18 protein-coding genes are annotated in these 20656 nt (G+C 70.6%); 2 read left to right on the top strand and 16 right to left on the bottom strand.

The window, feature by feature from the left end; genetic code table 11:
• Positions 1-140: 140 nt before the first annotated feature.
• Both ACWGIC_RS20815 and ACWGIC_RS20810 read right to left on the bottom strand, forming a co-directional pair.
• Positions 141-2129 carry a DUF6779 domain-containing protein gene (locus tag ACWGIC_RS20815; protein WP_452077582.1) on the bottom strand — a complete coding sequence of 663 codons (1989 nt, stop codon included), beginning with the start codon at positions 2127-2129 and terminating at the stop codon, positions 141-143.
• Between the two features lie 69 nt (positions 2130-2198).
• Positions 2199-2651 (bottom strand): DUF3180 domain-containing protein, encoded by a 453-nt coding sequence (locus tag ACWGIC_RS20810; RefSeq protein ID WP_452077581.1) that lies wholly within the window; start codon positions 2649-2651, stop codon positions 2199-2201.
• A 70-nt stretch (positions 2652-2721) separates the two neighbouring features.
• On the opposite strand from ACWGIC_RS20810, the gene ACWGIC_RS20805 reads away from it, so the two are divergent.
• Positions 2722-3660 (top strand): helix-turn-helix domain-containing protein, encoded by a 939-nt coding sequence (locus ACWGIC_RS20805; RefSeq protein WP_452077580.1) that lies wholly within the window; start codon positions 2722-2724, stop codon positions 3658-3660.
• A 32-nt stretch (positions 3661-3692) separates the two neighbouring features.
• Here the strand turns inward: ACWGIC_RS20805 and folK are convergent, their stop codons facing one another.
• The 13 genes from folK to dacB form a co-directional block, all read right to left on the bottom strand.
• Positions 3693-4187, bottom strand: a complete 495-nt coding sequence (folK, locus tag ACWGIC_RS20800) for a 2-amino-4-hydroxy-6-hydroxymethyldihydropteridine diphosphokinase (RefSeq protein WP_452077579.1) — start codon at positions 4185-4187, stop codon at positions 3693-3695.
• Entirely contained in the window at positions 4184-4543 is a 360-nt protein-coding gene (gene folB / locus ACWGIC_RS20795; RefSeq protein ID WP_452077578.1) for a dihydroneopterin aldolase, read from the bottom strand. Before folB ends, folK begins: the two co-directional genes overlap by 4 nt.
• Positions 4536-5342, bottom strand: a complete 807-nt coding sequence (gene folP, locus ACWGIC_RS20790) for a dihydropteroate synthase (RefSeq protein ID WP_452077577.1) — start codon at positions 5340-5342, stop codon at positions 4536-4538. Before folP ends, folB begins: the two co-directional genes overlap by 8 nt.
• A gap of 26 nt (positions 5343-5368) precedes the next feature.
• Complete coding sequence (gene folE, locus ACWGIC_RS20785; protein WP_452077576.1) at positions 5369-5986, bottom strand: GTP cyclohydrolase I FolE; 618 nt, start codon at positions 5984-5986, stop codon at positions 5369-5371.
• Complete coding sequence (gene ftsH, locus ACWGIC_RS20780) at positions 5955-8372, bottom strand: ATP-dependent zinc metalloprotease FtsH (protein ID WP_452077575.1); 2418 nt, start codon at positions 8370-8372, stop codon at positions 5955-5957. Before ftsH ends, folE begins: the two co-directional genes overlap by 32 nt.
• A 206-nt stretch (positions 8373-8578) precedes the next feature.
• A complete protein-coding gene (locus ACWGIC_RS20775) occupies positions 8579-9400 on the bottom strand; it encodes an ESX secretion-associated protein EspG (RefSeq protein ID WP_452077574.1) in 822 nt (273 codons plus the stop codon).
• Positions 9401-9632: 232 nt separating this feature from the next.
• A complete protein-coding gene (locus ACWGIC_RS20770) occupies positions 9633-10436 on the bottom strand; it encodes an ESX secretion-associated protein EspG (RefSeq protein WP_452077573.1) in 804 nt (267 codons plus the stop codon).
• A 79-nt stretch (positions 10437-10515) separates the two neighbouring features.
• Complete coding sequence (locus tag ACWGIC_RS20765; RefSeq protein ID WP_452077586.1) at positions 10516-11823, bottom strand: hypothetical protein; 1308 nt, start codon at positions 11821-11823, stop codon at positions 10516-10518.
• 140 nt (positions 11824-11963) lie between these two features.
• Positions 11964-12332, bottom strand: a complete 369-nt coding sequence (locus ACWGIC_RS20760) for a hypothetical protein (RefSeq protein ID WP_344265538.1) — start codon at positions 12330-12332, stop codon at positions 11964-11966.
• A 161-nt stretch (positions 12333-12493) separates the two neighbouring features.
• Positions 12494-13048, bottom strand: coding sequence for a hypoxanthine phosphoribosyltransferase (gene hpt / locus ACWGIC_RS20755; protein ID WP_033292892.1), 555 nt, complete (start codon positions 13046-13048; stop codon positions 12494-12496).
• A 3-nt stretch (positions 13049-13051) separates the two neighbouring features.
• On the bottom strand, positions 13052-14023 hold the full coding sequence (gene tilS, locus ACWGIC_RS20750) for a tRNA lysidine(34) synthetase TilS (RefSeq protein ID WP_452077572.1): 972 nt from the start codon (positions 14021-14023) through the stop codon (positions 13052-13054).
• Positions 14020-15036, bottom strand: a complete 1017-nt coding sequence (locus ACWGIC_RS20745; RefSeq protein ID WP_452077585.1) for a zinc-dependent metalloprotease — start codon at positions 15034-15036, stop codon at positions 14020-14022. The genes tilS and ACWGIC_RS20745 overlap by 4 nt, the downstream gene beginning before the upstream one ends.
• 109 nt (positions 15037-15145) lie before the next feature.
• Positions 15146-18130 (bottom strand): D-alanyl-D-alanine carboxypeptidase/D-alanyl-D-alanine endopeptidase, encoded by a 2985-nt coding sequence (gene dacB / locus ACWGIC_RS20740; RefSeq protein WP_452077571.1) that lies wholly within the window; start codon positions 18128-18130, stop codon positions 15146-15148.
• Between the two features lie 173 nt (positions 18131-18303).
• Between dacB and ACWGIC_RS20735 the strand changes: the two genes are divergently transcribed.
• Complete coding sequence (locus ACWGIC_RS20735; RefSeq protein ID WP_020664239.1) at positions 18304-18822, top strand: inorganic diphosphatase; 519 nt, start codon at positions 18304-18306, stop codon at positions 18820-18822.
• Between the two features lie 57 nt (positions 18823-18879).
• On the opposite strand, the gene ACWGIC_RS20730 is transcribed toward ACWGIC_RS20735, so the two are convergent.
• Complete coding sequence (locus ACWGIC_RS20730) at positions 18880-20529, bottom strand: MDR family MFS transporter (RefSeq protein WP_452077570.1); 1650 nt, start codon at positions 20527-20529, stop codon at positions 18880-18882.
• Between the last annotated feature and the right edge of the window lie 127 nt (positions 20530-20656).

The raw sequence follows: 20656 nt of genomic DNA, 5'->3' as shown, positions 1-20656 counted from the left end.
GTGCTTGTCAAGGCATCTTTCCCGCCTTGACAAGCACCCCCGCGCCGTCGTCACAATCAGCTTCGGGGTGCCCCCTCACGACACCACAAGCAATGTCGCCGCCAGGCGACGAGCCCGTCACGCAACGAAGCCCGAGAACCTCAGTCCTCCGCCCGCCGCCTCCGCCGAGGACTCCCGTCCTTCTTCCCATTAGCCGCAAGCAATTCCGTCACCGAACGCCCAGAAGCATGGTGCCCAGCCGGACCCTCACCCCGGTCCGCAGCCCGCCGCCCGTGCGCCGACTCCTCCTCCACGCTCTCCTCAGCCGCACTCTCCCAAGCAGGCGGCTCCCCATCCGGCCTCCGCCGACGCCCCCCGCTGACCGGAGCCGCAGCCGGACCCGACTCAGCCTCCGGCCGCCGCCGACGCCCGCCAGCCCCACTGCCCACCGCGCTGCGAACCGATTCCGGCAACGTCGGATTAACCGCGTCAGCCCCAGGCGCACCATGCCGCCCGGTAGGCGTGTCCTCCGCCAACGGCGACAAATCCGACCGAGAGAACTGCTCCAGCCGAGACGGAGCCCGCGTCGGCACCTCAGCCGCAGTCTCCTTCTCCGGCACCGGTTTCTCCGCCTTCTTCGGCGCAGGCTCGGCATGCCGATGCGCAGCCGGTTCGGCCGGACGGGAAATCGCAGTCTGCTCAGCGGGTTCCGGACGCTCCTCCGGCCGCTTCGGAGCAGGCCGTGCCGCCAACCGGGGCACCGGACGCTCCTCCTTCACCGGCGGCTCCGGCTTGGTCACCGGCGCGACAGCCCGGGTCGGCTGCGCGTCCGCGACCGGACGGCGAGGCGGCTCCGGCACGTCGTTCTGCGGCCGAGCGACTCGCGGAGACGGCTTGCCTTGGCCGAACGCCGCGTCCTCGCGCCCAGCGTGCGAACCGGGCGCGAAACGGGCGCGGTCGGCTTCGCGAGGCAGCGGTTCAGTCACGTTGCGCGGACCGCGTTCGACGCTGTCCTGCTCGAACGGCTCCGGAATGACGTGCGAACCAGAGTCGCCCGCCGGACGGCGCTCGGCTTCGTACGGCTCCGGCGCACGGTCAACGCGCGGCTTAGCCGCGCCACCACGAGGGCCCCGCTCGGCCTGCGGCTCCGGGGCACCACCGCGAGCGGGCCGCTCAGCATGTGGTTCCGGTGCGCCATTGCGCGGCTCACGCGCGGCGAAAGCGTCCGCGACACTCGCCCGTCCCTCGTGCGGGACAGCGTCTCCGCCGCGACCGCCGCGGGGCACGAACGCCTCCGCCAGGTTGGCGCGAGGATCACGGCCTCCGCGCGGGGCGGGGCTGTCGGCTTCGACGTCGTCCTCGAACGGTTCCGGTTCGACGGGCTCCGGACGCTTCGGCTTGAGGCGCGGCATCTGCTGGGTGCGCAACTGGGTCGCACGGTCGCCGTTCGGACCGGATCCGTTCAACCCAGCGCTGATCGAGCCGTTAGACCCATTGGTCTTCGCCGCACCATTCACCGGGGTCCGGCGGCGCTCCGCCGGCGGCGCCGCATCAACCACCCGGTCCATGAATTCGGTCGGCCGCTCCGGAACATCGACCACCGGTTTCTTCGGGGCGAGCAGCTGGGCCGGTTTCTTGCCATTGCCGTTCTTGGTTTCCGCACCAGCCGAAACGAGCCGCTGATCGTCGTTCAGGGAACGCATCCGAGTCGCCTGCGCGGTGAGCGCGACGCGTTCGAGAAGCACTTCGCCGCCGAACAAAGATTGCAGACTTTCGCGCAGCGCAGCCACTTCAGCACGCAGCGCATCCAATTCTTCGCGTGACTGTGCTTGCGCGGCCTCGCGCGTTTCCGTTTCGAGTTCGAGTTCGTACTCCCGCCGGGCCGCGATCTCGCGCTCCAGCTCCAGTTCGTACACCGCCTGCGCCTCGGCGACCGCGTCCTCGCTGTGCGCCGCGTTCTTGCGGGCCCGGACAGCCAGGAAGGCGCCGATCAGGGCAGCCCAGAGCGCCGCGACGATCCCGAGCCGGAGGTACCGGAGGTCGTCGCTGAGCACCAATGCGAGGGTGGCGCCGACGGCGAGGAGCAATCCGACGACAAGCCACGGCCTGCCAGGGCGGCGGCCATGCGAGTCGTCACCCACGCCAGTCATGCCTGACACCGTACCTTCCGGTGATCCGAATGAGACCTAGTCGGTACTTCGAGCGGCTCGATCGAAGCGTTAACCGGTCGTTGTCCGACGGTCCTCCGGTGGCGTCCGGCAGCAGTGCTCGAGCCACAAACCGGCAGCTACCAGCAACGCCGACGAGACCGCCCCGACGACCGCCGACTTGGTGTCGGAGACCGCGGCGACGAGTTCGTCACGTCGCGGGAAGACATACAGGAACGCAGCCACCCAGCCACCGCCGAGAAACGCCCCGGCCAGCGAAGACGCCTTCGCCAGCGCGACCGCCCTGGCGATTCCGACCGCGTCGCCGTGCACCCGGCCCGCCTTGATCCGCGACCGGATCGACAACGCCAGTCCCGCCTCGGCGACCGCCAGCACCGCGAAGGTCACCCCGGCGAGCAACGGCAGCCGCGGCAGATCGCCGTAAGCGGTCTGGAACAGCACGTAGACCACGGCGAGGCCGAGGACCGCGGCCACGACCAGGTCCCGGGACCGCGTGAAGTGCATGCCTCCACCGTACCGAGCCCGTTCTGGCAGGCTTGACTCTCCAGCGACTGGAGACTCCACGATGCCTGACATGCCTGCCACCACGGTCTTCACGATCGGCGAACTGTCCCGGCGCACCGGGCTGCCGGTGAAGACCATCCGGTTCTACTCCGACGAGGGCCTGCTCCCGCCCACGCAGCGGACCGGAGCCGGCTACCGGCTGTACGACGCGCACGCGCTCGCCCGGCTGGAGCTGGTGCGGACGCTGCGCGAGCTGGGCATCGGCCTGCCCGACGTGTCCCGCGCACTGGCGCGCGAGACGACGGTGCGCGACCTGGCGACCAGCCACGTCGACGCGCTCGACGAGCAGATCCGGAGGTTGCGGCTGCGCCGCGCGGTATTGCGCGCGGTGCTGAAACGGGATTCCGAGCTGGAGGAAGTGAAACTGATGAATCGCATAGCCCAAATGCCGGACGAGGAACGCCGCCGTCTGGTGGACGAGTTCTGGGCCGAAATGATGCAAGGGCTCGATGTCGATCCCGAGTTCTACGCGCGAATGCAATCGGCGAAACCGGATCTTCCGGATGATCCGACGCCGGAACAGCTGGAAGCCTGGATCGAGTTCGCCGAACTCGTGCAGGACCCCGGATTCCGGCAGTCCATCCGCACGATGAGCGAGCGGCATTCGTCCGCGCGGGAAACGGGCGAGTACGAGCAGCCGACCAAGGCTCAGCAAGAGAACTGGGAGAGCTGGATGTCCGACGCCCGGTCCGCGCTCGACGCGGGCCACGCGCCGGACTCCCCGGCCGGACGGGCGCTGGCGGACGCGATCGCGACCGCCTCGGCCCGGACGGACCAGGACCCGGCCGATCCTGCGGTCCGTTACAAGATGGCCGACGGAATCGCCGTCGGGGCGGATCCGCGCGCCGAGCGGTACTGGCAGCTGCTCGCGACGATCAACGGCTGGCCCGCCATCCCCAGCCGGCAGGACGAGGTGCAGTTCCTGTTGGCCGCGCTGCGGGCCTCGTGAGCGCCGATCCCGGTTAGAACCGGGATCGCCACTCACGACAGGGTCAGGTCGGGCCGCAGGACGACGCCCGCCCGGTCGGCCTCCGGCAGCCGGGCGAGCAAGTCGGCGGCCCGGCCGTGCCCGGGGACCTCGGCATCCGGGTCGATCTCGAGCCACGGGATCAGCACGCTCGCCCGGTCCGGGGTTCCGGGATGCGGCAGCAGCAGTTCGGGGTCGTCGGACTTCACCCCCCGCACTGTCACTATGTCGACATCCAGCGTGCGCGGGCCCCAGCGCAGTTCGCGCACCCGGCCCGCCGCCTGTTCGGCCGCCTGCCCGGCGCGCAGCCACGCCCAGTGGTCGCGCGCCGGGTCGTCGACAATGCACAGCGCGTTCAGGAAATCCGGCTGATCCTCGACGCCCCACGCCTTCGTCTCGTACACCCCGGACACCGCGACGAGCGCCGGGCGCACCGCGTCGACCGCGCCGCGCAGATAGCCGAGCCGGTCGCCGAGGTTGGAACCGAGCGACAGGACCGCGCGGCTCACCGCTCCCGCCGGATGGTGACCGCGACGTCGTCGAAGGTCAGCGGAATCGGCGCCGCCGGCTTGTGCACGGTGACCTCGACGGCGGTCAGCCGGTCGTCGCGCAGGACCTCGTCGGCGATCTTCCCGGCGACGCTCTCGATCAGGTCGTAGGGCTCCCCGGCGACGATCCCCGCCGCCAGTTCGGCCAGCTCGCCGTAGTGCAGCGTCTTGGTCAGGTCGTCCGACGCCGCGGCCGGCCCGAGGTCGAGCCACGCGACGATGTCGACGACGAACTCCTGCCCGTCCCGCTTCTCGTGGTCGAAAACTCCATGCCGGCCGAACACGCGCAGTCCGGTGAGCGTGATGCGGTCAGCCATCGGCCCGCCCTTGCTGCCAGGCCGCGGCCACCGCCACGGCGTCCAGTGAAGCCCCCACCTCGTGCACCCGCACGCCCCAAGCACCTGCCGCCGCGGCCAGCGCCGAAATCGACGCGGTGGCGATCTCGCGGCCGTCCGGCGGCCTCGGCACCCCGTCCTTTCCGGACAGCAGACGGCCGAGGAACCGTTTGCGCGAAGCACCCACCAAAACCGGGAAACCCAAGTCCAGCAACGAATCCAGCCCGTGCAGCAACGCCCAGTCGTGCTCGGCGTGCTTGGCGAACCCAAGGCCCGGGTCGAGCACGATCTCGCTCTCGGAAACCCCGGCCGCGATCGCTTCGTCGACCCGGTGCAGCAGCTCGCCGCGCACCTCGGCGACAACGTCGGCGTACGTGGCCAACGCGTTCATGTCCTTGCTGTGCCCACGCCAGTGCATCAACACCCACGGCGCTTTGGTTTCCGCCGCGACCCGTCCCATCGCCGGGTCGGCGAGCCCGCCTGACACGTCGTTGATCACCTTCGCGCCGGCCTCCACCGCGGCTTCGGCCACCGCGGCCCGCGTGGTGTCGACCGACAGCACGACGCCTTCGGAAGCCAGCTGCCGGATCACCGGCAACACCCGCGCCGCCTCGGTCTCCGCGTCGACCCGCGAGGCTCCCGGCCGCGTCGATTCGCCGCCGACGTCGATCAGGTCCGCGCCGCGCGCCCACATCTCGCGCGCGTGCTCCAGCGCCTGGTCGAGATCGAGGTACCGGCCGCCGTCGGAGAACGAATCCGGCGTCACGTTCAGCACGCCCATCACGGCGCACCGTCCCGGCCGGGGGATCACCGGCGTCCCCGGATCAGCTCGATCGCCTCGGCCCGCGAAGTCGCCGAAGACCGCAGCATTCCGCGCACCGCCGAAGTGGTAGTCCGGGCGCCGGGCTTGCGAATCCCGCGCACCGACATGCACAAATGCTCGGCCTCGACGACCACGATCACCCCGCGCGGCTCCAGCTTCCGGACCAGCGCATCAGCGACCTGGGAGGTAAGCCGCTCCTGCACCTGCGGGCGGCGAGCGTAGAGATCGACCAGCCGGGCGAGCTTCGACAGCCCGGTCACCTTGCCCTCGCCGTTCGGGATGTAGCCGACGTGGGCTACTCCGTGGAACGGCAGGAGGTGGTGTTCACAGTTGGAATACATCGGGATGTCCGTGACGAGCACGAGCTCCTCGTGCGATTCGTCGAACGTCCGCGCCAGCACCTCGTCCGGATCGGTGTAGAGGCCGGCGAACATTTCCCGGTAAGCGCGAGCGACCCGGGCCGGGGTGTCCTGGAGACCATCCCGTTCCGGGTCTTCGCCGCAGGCGAGCAGCAGCTCGCGGACGGCGCGCTCCGCCCGGTCCTGATCGAAGACCGGGCGGATGCCGTCTTTACTGCTTGTCTGTTGATCCGTCGACGTCACGCCGATGCTGCCCCTCGTCCGGCTGCTGGCCGTTCGCGCCGTCGGCGAACCAGCCCTGCTCACGCGGACGGTCTTCGGCGGGGCGCCACGGCTGCTGGCCGCCCGGGGACGTCGCCGGGGTCCAGCCCGGAGGCGCCCCGTAGTTCGGCGGTCCGCTCTGCGCACCGCCCGGGCCACCGGGCTGGTAGCCGCCGCCTGCCGGACCGCCCGGCTGCTGCTGACCACCATACGGCTGGCCCCAGCGTCCGGTGCCGTTCGGCCCGCCCGCCGGACGTCCGCCGTTGGACGGCGGGGCGTACGGGTTGGCGTTCGGGTCCGGAGCCTGATACGGCGGGCCGCCGGGAAGCTCGCCCGCGCCAGGCGCGGTGCCGACCGGGGTCGGAGCGGGCTGCAGCGCCGGCTTCTCCTTCTCCGGAGCGGGCGGCGGCCACGGCTCGCCGCGCTCCATCGCCAGCTCGCCAGGAGTCTTGATCGGCGGCTTGTCCGACGGCGTGCGCTCGCCGAACTCGTTGAAGACGGTGATGTGCGGGCGCTTCTCGACCGTCGCGAAGATCCGCTCGAGGTCCTTGCGCTGCAGGGTTTCCTTCTCCAGCAGCTCCATGACCAGGTTGTCGAGCACGTCGCGGTAGGTGTTCAGCACGTGCCACGCCTCGGTGTGCGCGGTCTCGATGAGCTTGCGCACCTCCTCGTCGATCTCGTGCGCCACCTCGAGCGAGTAGTCGGCCTGCCTGCCCGCGGACCGGCCGAGGAACGGGTCGCCCTGCTCCTGGCCGTACTTCACCGCGCCGAGGCGCGCGCTCATGCCGTACTCGGTGACCATCGCGCGGGCGATCTTCGTGGCCTGCTCGATGTCCGAAGACGCACCGGTGGTGGGCTCGTGGAACACGAGCTCCTCGGCCGTGCGGCCGCCCATCGCGAACACCAGCCGCCCGATCATCTCCGACCGGGTCATCAGCTGCTTGTCGTCCTCCGGCACCAGCAGCGCGTGCCCGCCGGTGCGGCCGCGCGGCAGGATCGTCAGCTTGTACACCGGTTCGATGTCCGGCATCGCCCACGCGGCGAGCGCGTGCCCGCCCTCGTGGTAGGCGGTGATCTTCTTCTCCTTCTCGGAGATGATCCGGCTCTTGCGCGCGGGACCGCCGACCACCCGGTCGACCGATTCCTCGAGCGCGGCGTCGGTGATCACGTGCCCGTTCTCGCGGGCGGTGAGCAGCGCGGCCTCGTTCAGCACGTTGGCCAGGTCCGCACCGGACATGCCGACGGTGCGCTTGGCCAGCCCGGTCAGGTCGGTGCCCTGCGCGATCGGCTTGCCCTTGGCGTGCACCTCGAGGATCGCCTTGCGGCCGAGCAGGTCCGGCGCGGACACCGGGATCTGCCGGTCGAACCGGCCGGGGCGCAGCAGCGCCGGGTCGAGGATGTCCGGCCGGTTGGTGGCCGCGATCAGGATGATGCCGCCGCGGGCGTCGAAGCCGTCCATCTCGACCAGCAGCTGGTTCAACGTCTGCTCGCGCTCGTCGTGACCGCCGCCGAGTCCAGCGCCGCGCTGGCGGCCGACCGCGTCGATCTCGTCCACGAAGATGATGCACGGCGCGTTCTGCTTCGCCTGCTCGAACAGGTCGCGCACTCGCGAAGCACCGACACCGACGAACATCTCGACGAAGTCCGAACCGGAGATCGTGTAGAACGGCACGCCCGCCTCGCCCGCGACCGCTCGCGCGAGCAGCGTCTTGCCGGTGCCCGGCGGCCCGTAGAGCAGAACGCCCTTCGGGATCTTCGCGCCGAGCGCCTGGTAGCGCGCCGGGTTCTGCAGGAAGTCCTTGATCTCGTACAGCTCTTCGACCGCTTCGTCAGCGCCCGCGACGTCGCCGAAGGTCGTCTTCGGCATGTCCTTGTTGAGCTGCTTCGCCTTCGACTTGCCGAAGTTCAGGACGCGGTTCCCGCCGCCCTGAGCGTTGTTCATCATCCACATCAGCAGGCCGAGCACCAGCGCCAGCGGGATCGCGAAGATCAGGATCTGGGTCAGCAGGCTCTGCTGGGTGACCTTGGTGGTGAACTTGATCGGGTGGTTCGCCTGGTTGTCGACGTTCGCGCCGAGGAGGGCCTTGTAGATGTCGTTGGTCGCACCGCCAGGGAACTGCGCGACCACCTGGTCGGTCTGCTGGCCCTCGATGTCGATCTTCTGCGTGAGCAGCAGTTTGAGCTGCTGCTCCTTGTCCTCGAGACTCGCTTCCTTGACATGTCCAGCAGTGACCTGCTGCATCGCCGTGGAGATAGGAGCCTGGGTGTAGCCACGATCGCTGTCGAAGATCGTGTTGTAGGCCAACAACGCCAGCAACCCCGCGACGATCCACAGCAGTGGGTTCCTGAGCACGCTCTTCCGGTTCATACGACTCGGCCCTTGCGGCCTCGACCCTCCCTGGTTGGGCGGCTCCTGTGATACCCGCCATCGCGATCTTGACAACCCGTGGGCGCCGCAGGGCACCCGTCCCACCAGGGTACCGTCCGGGCGGGCGGGGAAGCCTGGCGAGCCTCTCGCAGGTCAACGGCCAATCCCGCGCGAGGGTTCCCGGTCCGGGGCGGCACCTCACCCGGTTATCGGGTGTCCACCGCCACCGAGGCCACCATTTCACCCAGCCTGCTCCGCAGCGTGGCCGGGTCCGCCGGGGCGACGGTGACCCATTCGCGACCGTCCGAACCCGCCCTCGACAAGCTCAAATACCGTCCGGTGGCGGTGTCGAACCAGCCCAGCACCCGGGACCGCTGCCGCGTTCCCAGCGATGACCTGCTGTTCGCTGCCAGCTGACCGCCGCGCAGCCGCGGCTGGCCCGCGATGAGCCCGTAGGTCTCGCGCGGATCGACGGTGGCGCGCTCGCTGAGCGACTGGCGCCTCGCCCGCCGTCCGCCCTTCTCCTCGGACTGGCCGCCGCCCGCGGAGACCGGGACCCGGATCGGCTGGGTGTGCAGCGCCTCGTCCAGCGGAAGCGTGACCGACGCCTCACTGCCGCGCGGACCGGCCGGCAGCAATTCGACGATCGTGGACACCAGCGCGTCCGGCGGGATCGCCCGCAGCCAGATGCCGTCGGCGTCCTGGATCGCGACCACGCCGGTGCGCTCGTCGCCAGCGGCGAGCAGCGCGACCGGATGCGCCTCGAACTGCGGGATGTGCAACGCGTCGATGGAATGCGGGGCGCGCGCGAGCAGCGTCAGCCATTCTTCGACGGCCAGCTCGACCCGGCCGTGGGAATCGCGGACGCCACGGGCCTTCAGCTCGATGTCGACCCGGTGGCGCAGCGACACGCGCTCGTCCTCGGTCGCGCCGTGCGAGCGCACGCGCAGCGGGTAGGGCAGCTCGCCCAGCTCCATCGACTCCCACAGGAAGTCGAATGCCAGCGGCGAGAAGAACTCTTGGTGCATCCGGTGCTGCTCACCCTCCGGTCAACGATTTCCCGCCAGCGTAGCGCCGGATCGGCAGTCTTCAAGCGCCCCGATGCCGCTTTGGGTGCGGACCGGGCACCCAATGTGGCATTGGGTGCATCTGACGCACCCAATGTGGCGTTCGGTGCGTCGCACGCACCCAATGCCACATTGGGGTGGTTTCAGCCGAGCGGGAGCCGAGGCTGGTCAGCGCGGTTCAGCCAGGCGCGCGTCAGAAGGCGCCCGCGCTGGCCTGATCGGCCACCCCGGCGAGCATTTCGCCGAGCCGGTGCCGCAGCGTCGCCGGGTCGGCGGGAGCGATGGTGATCCAGTCGCGTCCGTCGTGGCCCTGGCTCGCCTGCGTGAAGTACCGGCCGGTTTCGGTGTCGAACCAGCTCAGCACCGCCGACCGGCTGCGGCCGCCGAGCCGGTTGCGGGCGTTCGCGCCGATCTGGCCGCCGCGCAGGCGTTGCTGGGCGTGCAGCCGGGCGAGTGCCTTGCGGTCCTCGTCGACGCTCGCGCGGCCGGAGGCGTCGGTCTGGTTGCCGCGCCGCTGCATGAAATCGACGCCCGAAGCGCCGACCAGCTGCTCCAGCGGCACGGTGATCGACTTCTCCGTCCCGCGCGGAGCACCCGGCAGGAGCGAAATGATCGCCGTGGCCAGGCCGTCCGGCGGACACGGGTGCAGGTGCAGCCCGCGCTGGTCCTGCACGGCGAACAGGCCGTCGCCGTTCGCGCTGCCCGCGACCGCGAGCAGCGGTTCGCCGTTCGGGTCGAGAAGCTGGACGGTGTCGAGGCTGACGTCCGGCGAGGCGAGGATGCCGAAGTAGTCCTCGACGTGCGGAGCGGGCCTGCCGCGGTCGTCCGCGAGCCCCCGGTCAGCCAGTGCGCCGAGCGTGCGCGTGCGCAGCGCCGAGCGCTCGTCCATCGTCGCGCCGTGCGAACGGATCCGCAGCGGATACGGCAGCTCGCCCACCCCGGCCGACTCCCACAGGAAGTCCACCTCGATCGGCGCGAGCAGCTCCGCGTTCGGCATCGACCAACCCCCTACCCCACGTGTTTCCGAACGCTCGCGGGCGCGTGACCTTCCCGGTCACGCGCCCGCGAGCACTGCGTCAGTTGTCGTCGTCCGACCACGCGCCGATGACCGGCGGCGGGGTGGCCTGGTTGGCCCCGAACGCGTCGTCCGGGTCCGGCTCGATGAGGAACGAGGCGTGCGTGTGCTCCTCGTCCTCTTCGCCGGCGCCGTGCGCGCCCGCACCGCCCATGCCGCCCATCGGGCTCATGCCGCCCTGGGACTGGCCGATGGTGCCGCTCGCCGGGACGACGCCCTGCTGCTGCGGAGCCGCCGACGCGGCGCTCTGCCCGTTCTGGTGCTCGGACGCCGCGGAGGTCTTGCCTTCCTCCTCCTTGCGCGAACCGCTGCGGTTGCCCTCGCCGAGCTTGCCGCCGGCGAATCCGGCTCCCGCGCCGATCGCGCCGAGGCCGAGCGCGGAACCGAGCCCGCTGCCGCCCGTGCTCGCGGGCGCGGCCGGAGCGACCGGGGCCGCGCCAACGCCGGAACCCGCGCCAACGCCGACGCCGGCACCGCCGGCGAGACCGCCGCCTTCGAGGCCGGAGGTGCCGTACTTGCCCGAGTCGGCCGAGACGTGCGCCGGAGCGCCGTGCCCGGCAACCCCCGCGCCGCCGACCGCACCGTGCGCGCCGACCGTGCCGAAGCTGGCCGGGGAACCGAGCGCGCCCGGGCCGTCGGTGTGGCCGATGGTGCTGACGTTGTTGAACGAGTTGCCGTTGAAGTGCGTCGCGGTCGGCTTCATGCCGAGCGAGTCCGGGCCGAAGCTCGGAGTGGAGCCGTCGACCTCGCTCATCGCCTGGGTGTAGGCGTTGAAGAACGCGACCTGCTGCGCCTTGACGTCGTTGGCGGCGTCCGCCTGCGCCTTCTGGTCCGCGGCCAGCGCGGCCGGGCCGCCCGCGAGCGCGGCCGTCATGGCCTGCTTCGGGTCGTAGTCGCGCGGAGCGGGCATCTTCTTGACCTCGGCGGCCGCGGCGGCCTGCCGGGCGAGCCGGTCGGCCATCGTGTGCGCGGCGTCGGACGCCTGGGTGCCCGAGTTGGCGATCGCCACGAGCGCGCCCTGCGCACCCGCCGCACCGTGGCCGACCCAGACGTTGCCCAGTTCGGTGATGGCGTTGTACAGGTCGTCGGACGCCTGCTTCAGCTCGGTGCCGTGCTTGGCCCAGTGCTGCCCGGTGGACTCGGCGGTGCCCGGGTCGTTGTCCGTGGTCGCGCCCGCGTAGAGCTGGTGGCTTTCCTGCGACTGCCAGTTCGGTGGGTTGCCGATGGCGCGGTCGCCGCCGATCTCGAAGCCGCCGGAACTGCTGCGCGCGGAGGCGACGATGTCGTTGGCCGCCGAGTTCGAGCCCATCGCGACGGCGGAGCCGGGCGCGGGAATCGAGGACGAGGTGCCGTAGCCGGAGGTGTTGTAGCCCGATCCGTCCGGGACGGAGCTGCCCGGGGCCGAGGTGTTGGTGTTCGGTGCCATGACTGCGTGATCCCCCTAGGACGTCAGGCCTTGTTGCGGAACGGGTCGCCGGCGGACTGGTCGATCTCGTGGTAGCGGGCCATCGCGGCGACGATGCCTTCCTCCGCGGCCTGGTACTGGCTGAGCAGGTTCTGCAGCGCGGACGAGTAGGAGTCGCCGCCGCCGTCGGCGCGCTGCACGAACTTGGTCGCCATCGCCTTGCCGACCGGGTTCGCGCCGAGCTTCGGCGGCTGCGCGAGCGTGCCCGCGCTGTTCAGGAGAGCTTCGACCGCGTCCCGTCCGGTCCGGATCTTCTTCAGCACGGTCTGCGCGGCATCCGGGTCGATTCCGACCTGGCCGTTGACAGCGGCGTTCTTGAACGCCGCGGCATCCGCCGAGCTGTTGTTGCCCATCTGCCCTCTCTCCGTTCCCCCGCGCGAGGACCAGCCCGTCGGCTGGTGTCACTCGTCCGCATGGCAATAGGTCTTCGCATAGGTTAACGCACCTGGTCGAGCCCTATGACGCGATTTCGGCCTTCCGGGTTCCGCACCCGAAAGGATTATCGCGAACCGGACTATCCGGACGTGTAGACGTGCGGATCGAGCGTGCCGATGTAGGGCAGGTCGCGGTAGCGCTCGGCGTAGTCGAGGCCGTAGCCGACCACGAATTCGTTGGGGATGTCGAAGCCGATGTACTTGACCGGCACCTCGACCTTCACGGCTTCCGGCTTGCGCAGCAGCGAGACGACCTCGAGCGAGGCCGGGTTCCGGCTCGCCAGGTTCTTCAGCAACCAGGACAGGGTGAGCCCGGAGTCGACGATGTCCTCGACGATCAGCACGTCGCGCCCGGCGATGTCGCGGTCGAGGTCCTTCAAGATCCGCACCACCCCCGACGACGAGGTCGAAGACCCGTACGACGACACGGCCATGAACTCCAGCTGCGCCGGCACCGGAAGCGCCCGCGCGAAGTCGGTCATGAACATGACGGCGCCCTTGAGGACGCCGACCAGGAGAAGGTCGCCCTGGCCGTTTTCCGGGTGGTCCGCGGCGATCTTCGCCGCCAGCTCCGCGATCTTGTCTTTGATCTGCTGCTCGGTGATGAGCACGGAGGCGATCTCGCCCTCGTACACGGGTCATTCCCCTCGGGTGGTGGGTTCGGGTCCGGCAAGCGAGAGCCTGCCACGCCGCCGTCGAGCCTCCAAGTTGCCGGGCAGCCACACCCCGCCCTGACCCCGCCAACGGGCAACGAGCGCGTCGACCGAACGCAGGTGCGCGTCGGTCAGCTCGCGGACCCCGGAGTCCAGCAGCCACCTGCGGAGAACCCGCCTGCGCAGCGCAGCGGGCTCGGCCGCGAGCACAGCTACGTCGAGGTCGTCTTCGCGGACCGCGCGCTCGTGCACGCGCGCGGCGAGTGTGTCCAACGCCTCGGTGTCTTCGCGCAGCTGTGCGGCCGTACGGGCTAAAGCTGGAGCGACTCCACCTGACAGCACGTCCTCCAGCAGCGGCAGTGCTTCCGTACGCAGTCGTACGCGGGTGAAGCGGGCGTCAGAGTTGTGCGGGTCTTGCCATGGCTCTAGGCCGAGTTCCGCACACGCCGCGACGGTTTGCGCGCGAGTGATGCCGAGCAGCGGACGGCCCCACGGCGGATCGTGCGGACGCATCCCAGCCAACGACCGCGGTCCGGAACCACGACCCAGGCCGAGCAGCACCGTTTCGGCCTGGTCGTCTTGGGTGTGGCCGAGCAATACGAGCCCTTCGCCGCCTGGCAACGCTTCGCGCAGCGCGTTGTACCTCGCCGCGCGCGCAGCTGCTTCGGGACCGCCTCTGCCGACGACGTGCACGGCGCGCACCTCGACGACGTCGATGCCGAGCCCCTTCACGACTGTCGCCGCTTCGGCGGCAACGACGGCTGAATCCGCCTGAAGGCCATGGTCGACGACGAGCGCCCGCGTACGGACGTCTCGATGCCGGAGGACGTACGCCGTCGCTTCAGCGAGCGCCAGAGAGTCTGCTCCGCCCGAAACCGCGACGCACACTTCGCCGGGAACAGCGACCGTCGCGAGGAAATCGCGGACCGCTGTCCGGACCGCGGCGAGCGCGCTCACCCGTGCAGGCGCCGCACCCAGGCCGCGGGGTCGGCGATTTCAGCACGGGTCGGCAACGTGTTCGGCGAGCGCCAGACCGCGTTGAACCCGTCCATCCCGACCGCTTCGACCACGTGCCGGGTGAACTTCGCGCCTTCCTCGTACTGGCGGATCTTCGCGTCGAGACCGAGCACCGCGCGCAGCAGCCGGTCGAAAAGCCCGCCGCCCTGGCGGCGCGCGGTGAACCGCTCCCGGATCTGTTCGACGCTGGGCACGACCTGCGGGCCGACCGCGTCCATCACGTAGTCCGCGTGGCCTTCCAGCAGCGTGGACAACGCCAGCAGCCGGTCGAAAACCGAGCGTTCCTTCGGCGACTGCAGCAGTTCCGCGATGCCGCCGCCCTTGCCGCGATTGCGCAACGCGTCGGGCAGCCTGCCGACCAGCTCGGCCAAGCCGTCGGCGGAACTCTCCGCGAGCCCGGACACCAGCCGTTCGACCTCGTCGGCGAAGTAGTCGCGCAGCCACGGCACCGCGGTGAACTGCAGGCGGTGCGTGCATTCGTGCAGGCAGACCCACAGCCGGAAATCGCGGCCGGGCACCTTCAGCGCGCGTTCGGCGGCCACCACGTTCGGCGCGACAAGCAGCAGTTCGCCCTTGTTTTCGGGGCCGCCGAACGGGTCGTACTGGCCGAGCACGCGGGACGCCAGGAACGCCAGCAGCAGCCCGGTCTGCACGCCCGCGCCGGACGCCAGGATCGGGCCGAGCGGACCGCCTTGGGCCGCGGGCAGCGCGCGGCCGGTGAGCACTCCGAGCCCGGACGCCGCGGACCGGACCCAGCCGGGCCGGTCCACCACGGTGCCGGGCAGCAGCGGCAGATCGCGGCCGAGGCCGGTCAGCTCGCGGACGTGCCCCTCCGCCTCGGCGGTCAGCTCCCGCAGGTCGACCACCGCGCGGTCGGCCTCGCCGCGGGCGACCTGCGGGCCGCCGCGCACCAGCAGCGCGCCGGTGGCGGCCGCCCGGTCCCAGTCGACCATGGGCCGCCGTCGGGTTTCGGTTTCCTGGCTCACCCTTCCGACGCTACCTGCCGGTCCGGAATCGTGGGCAGTTCAGCCGAGCGGGTTCAGCGGGTCGGCCCAGTGCCGGCTACTTGCAGCCGCAGCCCCGCAGGGCCGTCGCCAGCGTGTCGAGCGCCGCCTGCCCGGAGTTTTTCTCCGAACCGTTGGACATGAACGCGAAGGCGAGCACGCGGTTGTCGCTGTCGAGCACATACCCCGCGAGGGTGTTGACGCCGGTGAGCGTGCCGGTCTTGGCCCGCACCCAGCCCTTGCCGCCCTGGGTTTCGCCCGAGTGGTAGCGGCCGTGCAGGGTGCCCTCCGGGCTGCCCGCGACCGGCAGGCCGGCCAGCAGCGGACGCAGCCTCGGCGTGTTCGGGTCCTTGCCGTCCGGACCGGCCGCCGCGGCGAGCACCTGAGCCAGCAGCCTGGCCGGCACCTTGTTCTGATTGGACAGTCCGCTGGTGTCGAACAGCTGCAGTCCGTTGACGTCGAAACCCTTGTCCGCCAACACCTTCTTCACCGCGGCGGACGCGCCGGCGAACGACGCTTCCCCGCCGGCGGCCATGGCGACCTGGCGGCCGAGCGAGTCGGCGAGCACGTTGTCGGAGATCTGCAGCAGCGCGTACGCGAGGTCCGGGAGCGGAGCCGATTGGACTTCGCCGAGCACCTTCGCGCCTTCCGGAGCCTTGGCGGCGCCCGCCGGGCTCGCACCGAGCTTGTCCGCGACGAGCTGGGTGAGCGCGGTCCCCGGGTTGCCCGAGCGCATGGTCTCGTCGACCTTCGGGTTGCCGCGGCCGCCGTCGGTCATGGCCGCGACGATCGGGGCGCCAAACAGCGACGGCGCGTCGCCCGGCTCCCAGCCCGGCGCGGTGTTCGGACCGCTGAAGGCACTCGCGTCGAGCTGAACCTTTTTGATGTCGCCGCCAGCCTTCTTGGCCTGGTTGACGAGGTCGTCGAGGTGTGCGGCACCCGGGTAGAGCGGCGAATCGGTGCCGACCGGCAACGCGGTCAGCGACGGGTCGCCGCCGCCGACGATGACGACCGTGCCCGGCTGCGCGCCCTGGACGATCTTGGTCGAGATCCGCTTCGTCGGCTCCATCGCGAGCAGCGCCGCGGCGACGGTGAGGATCTTCGTGGTCGACGCCGGGGTCAGCGGGTTGTTCGACGCGTGGTCCCACAGCACGGTGCCGCTGGCCGGGTCGATCACGCTGCCGCTGAGCTGCGAGAGCGCCGCCGCACCGGCGGGACCGGACAGCTTCGCGGCGACGCCGTTCGCGGACGGTCCCTGTCCGGAGGTGTCCGGACCGTGCAGCGCGAGGCTGGCGTCGGCAGGGTCGGGTGCGCTGCCCTTCGGAGCGTTCGGCGCCCACGGCAGCCCGAGCCGGTTGGAGACGGCGGGCACGGCCGACGCACCGCCCGCGGCGGCCAGCAGAAGCAGCACGACGAGCGCCAGGATCAGCACCTTCCGCCGCGGCTTTTTCCCCTCGGGACGCGGGGCGTCGCCCTGCGGCGGGACCGGCCCGTCACCGGCAGGCGGCTCCGGCGGGGACTGCTCCGCGCCACCGCGCGGCGGAATCTGCTCGGGACCTGGGCGTTCCGTGAAGCCGCCCGCGGGGATGGGAATGCCGATGGTCGCCTCGGACGGACCCTGCTGCGCGTCGGGCGCGCTGGGGAAGCCTTCGGCCGGACGCGGGATCCCGACCGTCGCCTCCGCCGGGAACTGGCCGCCGTTCGGGTCGATCCGCATCGGCCGGACCTGACCGGCACTCGCCGACGGGACGGTGCCGGGCGGCGGTTCGGGCAGCCCGGGCCGGACGGGGATCTCGATCTGCTGCGACCACGGCTCGGCACCGGACTCGCTCCGGTTCGACTGCTGTTCGTTCCCGGGACGGCCGGGCTGGGCCGGGTTGAGACGCGCGGCGGCGGATCCCGGGGCGGATTCGCCGCGGTAGCCGGGCTGGTTCCCTTGCTGCTCTCCACCACGGCCGGGCTGAGCCTGGTCGAACTCGCCGCGGTAGCCAGGCTGGTTCTCCCGCTGCTCCCCGCCCCGGCCGGACTGAGCCTGATCGGGTTCGCCGCGGAAACCGGGCTGGTTCCGCTGCTGCTCCCCGCCCCGGCCAGGCTGACCCTGGTCGGACTCGCCGCGGTAGCCAGGCCGGTTGCCCTGCGGATCATCCCCGCCTCGCCCGGGATGGGCGTTGCCTCGACCGCCCTGTTCCTGCCCGGACTGTCCAGCGGGACCGGAGTCGTTCCGGAAGGCGGTCCAGCCCTCCTTCGGCGGCTCGTCTCCCTGCTCGTCCCGCGCGACGATCGGTCGGAACGCCGCCCAGCCCTGGTTGTTTTCGCCCGTTCCAGGCGTTTCGTCCCGGAAAGCGCCGAACTGCTGCTCTGATTTCCCGGCGGGCTGTCCGGACTGGAACGGGTTCCACCCTTGCTCCTCGCGCGGCCCGGCGGCCCCGGCTCCAGCGGGCTCGAACAGCGAATTCCCCGGCTTCCGCGCAGCCTGCCACGCGGGTGAGGACTCCTGCTGACCAGGCGAAACGTTCGGCTGCGCGCGCACAGTCTGCTCGGCCGTGCCTTCCGCGGACGGCCTCGGCTGCTGCTGCGAGACCTGGAAAGTCTTCTCCGCGGCCCCCTCGGAATCCTTGGCGACCGTCGAGGACTGCACGGTCTCCTCAGCGTCCGGACGGCCCGCGTTGCCGCCCGGCCGCGGCACCCCGGCCGCGAATCGGGTCGGCCCCTCCACCGGGACCCACGGCGCCTGCGGTTTCGGCTCCTCGGCGCGGCTGGGTCCGGAAGCACCGCTCATCCGGTCCGCGAGGTTCGACCGGGGCGGTTCCGGCGGCGAGGCGGGAGCGTCCGAGGGCGCGTTCAGCCCAGGGACCTCTTCGGGCGGGACGTTCGGTTTGAACCACGATCCAGGCCCCTCTCCCGGTGTGACATTCGGCACCGAAAGCTGCGCGGTGGCTCCCGCGTCGCGCTTGGGCAGGGGAAGGCGGGAGGTCGCCCGGTCCGTTGCGGACGAGGTGTCCTCATCGCCCGTGGGCCACCTCGGCTGGTCGTTTTCCGGCACCCACCACTCCTTCTCACCCGCCCCCGGAGGGGCCAAGGTCACATGCCGTCTGGCCGACATCGGCGCGACCCGCCGACGGGGCGTAGTCCACACTAGTGACGTCAACGAGGTCATTAGGTTGCCGCCCACGAGCGGGGTGGGACACCGAGATTCAAGAAGCAGCGAGGACGGCCGTGGAATTCGACGTCACGATCGAAATCCCCAAGGGGGAGCGCAACAAGTACGAGGTCGACCACAAGACCGGTCGGATCAAGCTCGACCGGACCCTGTTCACGGCGACCCAGTACCCGGCCGACTACGGCTTCATCGACGACACGCTCGGCCAGGACGGCGACCCGCTCGACGTGCTCGTTCTCGTGCAGGAGCCGACGTTCCCCGGCTGCCTGATCCGCTGCCGCGCGATCGGCATGTTCCGGATGACCGACGAGAAGGGCCCGGACGACAAGGTCCTCGCCGTTCCGACGAACGACCCGCGCCTTGAGCACCTGCGCGACATCCACCACCTGAACGAGTTCCACAAGCTCGAGATCCAGCACTTCTTCGAGGTCTACAAGGACCTCGAGCCGGGCAAGAGCGTCGAGGGCTCCTCCTGGGTCAGCCGCGCCGAGGCCGAGGCCGAGATCGCGCGCTCCTACGAGCGCGAGACCGACCGCCTCGCCAAGGAAGAGATCAACGGCGAAGCGCACCACTGAGGCACGTAAAAAGGGCCGTCCACCAGTTCTGGTGGACGGCCCTTTTTTACTGTCCGGTCAGCCCGCGAGGGCCAGTTCGCCCGCTTCCTGCTCGGCGCGCTGTTCCATCGCCGACTTGTCCGAAAGCGGCTTCTCCCGCAGCAGCCAGACCAGCGCGAACCCGACGGTCAGCACCGCGCCGCCGATCAGGAACACCGTGCTCATCGAGCTGGAGAACCCTTCCAGGATCGGCCGGGCGAGCACCGGGTCGAGTGTCGACAGGAACGAGGTGTCGTTCACGTCGACTCCGCCGCCCGCCATCTGCCGCGCGAACTCCGGGTGCTGCGCCAGCGCCGCGGTGTAGGCGGGCGAAGCCATCGCCGAGCGGACCGCCGCCGCGATCCGGTCGCCGACCGTGCTGAACAGGATCGACAGGAACACCGCGGTGCCCGCCGTGCCGCCGATCTGCCGGAAGAACGTGACCGACGAGGTCGCGACGCCGATGTCCCGGGGCGAGACGTCGTTCGTGGCGGCCAGGGTCAGCGTCTGCATGGTCGAGCCGAGGCCCAGTCCGAGCACGAACGCGATGGCCATGACCACGCCGAGCGCGGTGTCGACGCCGATCATCGAGAACGAGTACACCGCCGCGGCCATCAGGCCGAGACCGGCGACCGCGAAGCCCTTGTACCGGCCGGTGCGGGCGATGACCTTCCCGCTGCCGAGGCTCGCGACCATGATCCCCAGGGTGAGCGGCAGCATTTGCAGCCCCGCCTGGGTCGGCGTCGCGCCCTTCACGATCTGCAGGTACAGCGGCAGCGACATCATCGCGCCGAACATCCCGATGCCCTGGATCACGGTGACCATCGTCGACACCCGGAACACCGAGTTGCCGAACAGCCGCAGCGGCAGCAGGGCGGCGTCGCCCATCCGGCGTTCCTGCAGGATGAACAGGGCCACGCCGAGCGCGCCGACCAGGTACATCGCCAGCGACGCGGGCGAACCCCATCCCCATTCGCGGCCCTGCTCGGCGACGAGCAGCAGCGGCACGAGGCCCAGCGTCAGCGCGCCGGCTCCGAGGAAGTCGACCTTCTGGTTCACGCGGGTGTGCGGGAGGTTCAGCACCTTGGTCACCACGACCAGCGCGGCGAGCGCGATCGGGACGTTCACCATGAACACCCAGCGCCAGCCGGTGAGGCCGGCGAACGAGTCGAGTCCGGCGAAGAACCCGCCGACGACCGGGCCGGCGACGCTCGAAACGCCGAACACGGCCATGAAGTAGCCCTGGTAGCGGCTGCGTTCCCGCGGCGAGGTGATGTCGGTGATGATCGCCAGCGCGAGCGACATCAGGCCGCCGGCACCGAGGCCCTGGAACGCGCGGAACGCGGCCAGTTCGTACATCGATCCGGCCATCGCGCTCGCCAGCGAACCGGCGAGGAACAGCGAGATCGCGGTCAGGTACATCGGCTTGCGGCCGAAGAGGTCGGACAGTTTGCCGTACAGCGGCGTGGAAAGCGTCGCGGTGATCAGGTAGGCGGTGGTGGCCCAGGCCTGCAGGCTCTGTCCGTGCAGTTCGTCGGCGATGGTCTTCATCGCCGAGGACACGATGGTCTGGTCGAGGGCCGCCAGGAACATGCCGAGCATCAGTCCGGACAGAACTGTGAGGATCTGCCGGTGTGAAAGCCGTCCGTTCGTGGTGGCGCCCCCTTCCGCAGTGGCGGTGTCGCTCATGGTGGTCTCCCTCAGTGCCGGGGTAGTTGCTTGTATCTCTCAACTACTTGCTCGCCACAACTGTTCCCGAAAAACTTGCATTCATCAACCAAATATCATGTGACGCTAATCTCTCGCCGGGCGATGT

The organism is Amycolatopsis sp. NPDC054798 (assembly GCF_053611505.1).
Note: the sequence above shows the minus strand (reverse complement) of the source record. Positions and strands in the feature narration are given on the sequence as shown.

Bases quoted from the DNA above. Each gene is read 5' to 3' on its own strand.
- ACWGIC_RS20815 (WP_452077582.1), bottom strand. From the start codon at position 2,129: ATGACTGGCGTGGGTGACGACTCGCATGGCCGCCGCCCTGGCAGGCCG.
- ACWGIC_RS20810 (WP_452077581.1), bottom strand. From the start codon at position 2,651: ATGCACTTCACGCGGTCCCGGGACCTGGTCGTGGCCGCGGTCCTCGGC.
- ACWGIC_RS20805 (WP_452077580.1), top strand. From the start codon at position 2,722: ATGCCTGCCACCACGGTCTTCACGATCGGCGAACTGTCCCGGCGCACC.
- folB (WP_452077578.1), bottom strand. From the start codon at position 4,543: ATGGCTGACCGCATCACGCTCACCGGACTGCGCGTGTTCGGCCGGCAT.
- folP (WP_452077577.1), bottom strand. From the start codon at position 5,342: ATGGGCGTGCTGAACGTGACGCCGGATTCGTTCTCCGACGGCGGCCGG.
- ftsH (WP_452077575.1), bottom strand. From the start codon at position 8,372: ATGAACCGGAAGAGCGTGCTCAGGAACCCACTGCTGTGGATCGTCGCG.
- ACWGIC_RS20775 (WP_452077574.1), bottom strand. From the start codon at position 9,400: ATGCACCAAGAGTTCTTCTCGCCGCTGGCATTCGACTTCCTGTGGGAG.
- ACWGIC_RS20770 (WP_452077573.1), bottom strand. From the start codon at position 10,436: ATGCCGAACGCGGAGCTGCTCGCGCCGATCGAGGTGGACTTCCTGTGG.
- ACWGIC_RS20765 (WP_452077586.1), bottom strand. From the start codon at position 11,823: ATGGGCTCGAACTCGGCGGCCAACGACATCGTCGCCTCCGCGCGCAGC.
- ACWGIC_RS20760 (WP_344265538.1), bottom strand. From the start codon at position 12,332: ATGGGCAACAACAGCTCGGCGGATGCCGCGGCGTTCAAGAACGCCGCT.
- ACWGIC_RS20745 (WP_452077585.1), bottom strand. From the start codon at position 15,036: ATGGTCGACTGGGACCGGGCGGCCGCCACCGGCGCGCTGCTGGTGCGC.
- ACWGIC_RS20730 (WP_452077570.1), bottom strand. From the start codon at position 20,529: ATGAGCGACACCGCCACTGCGGAAGGGGGCGCCACCACGAACGGACGG.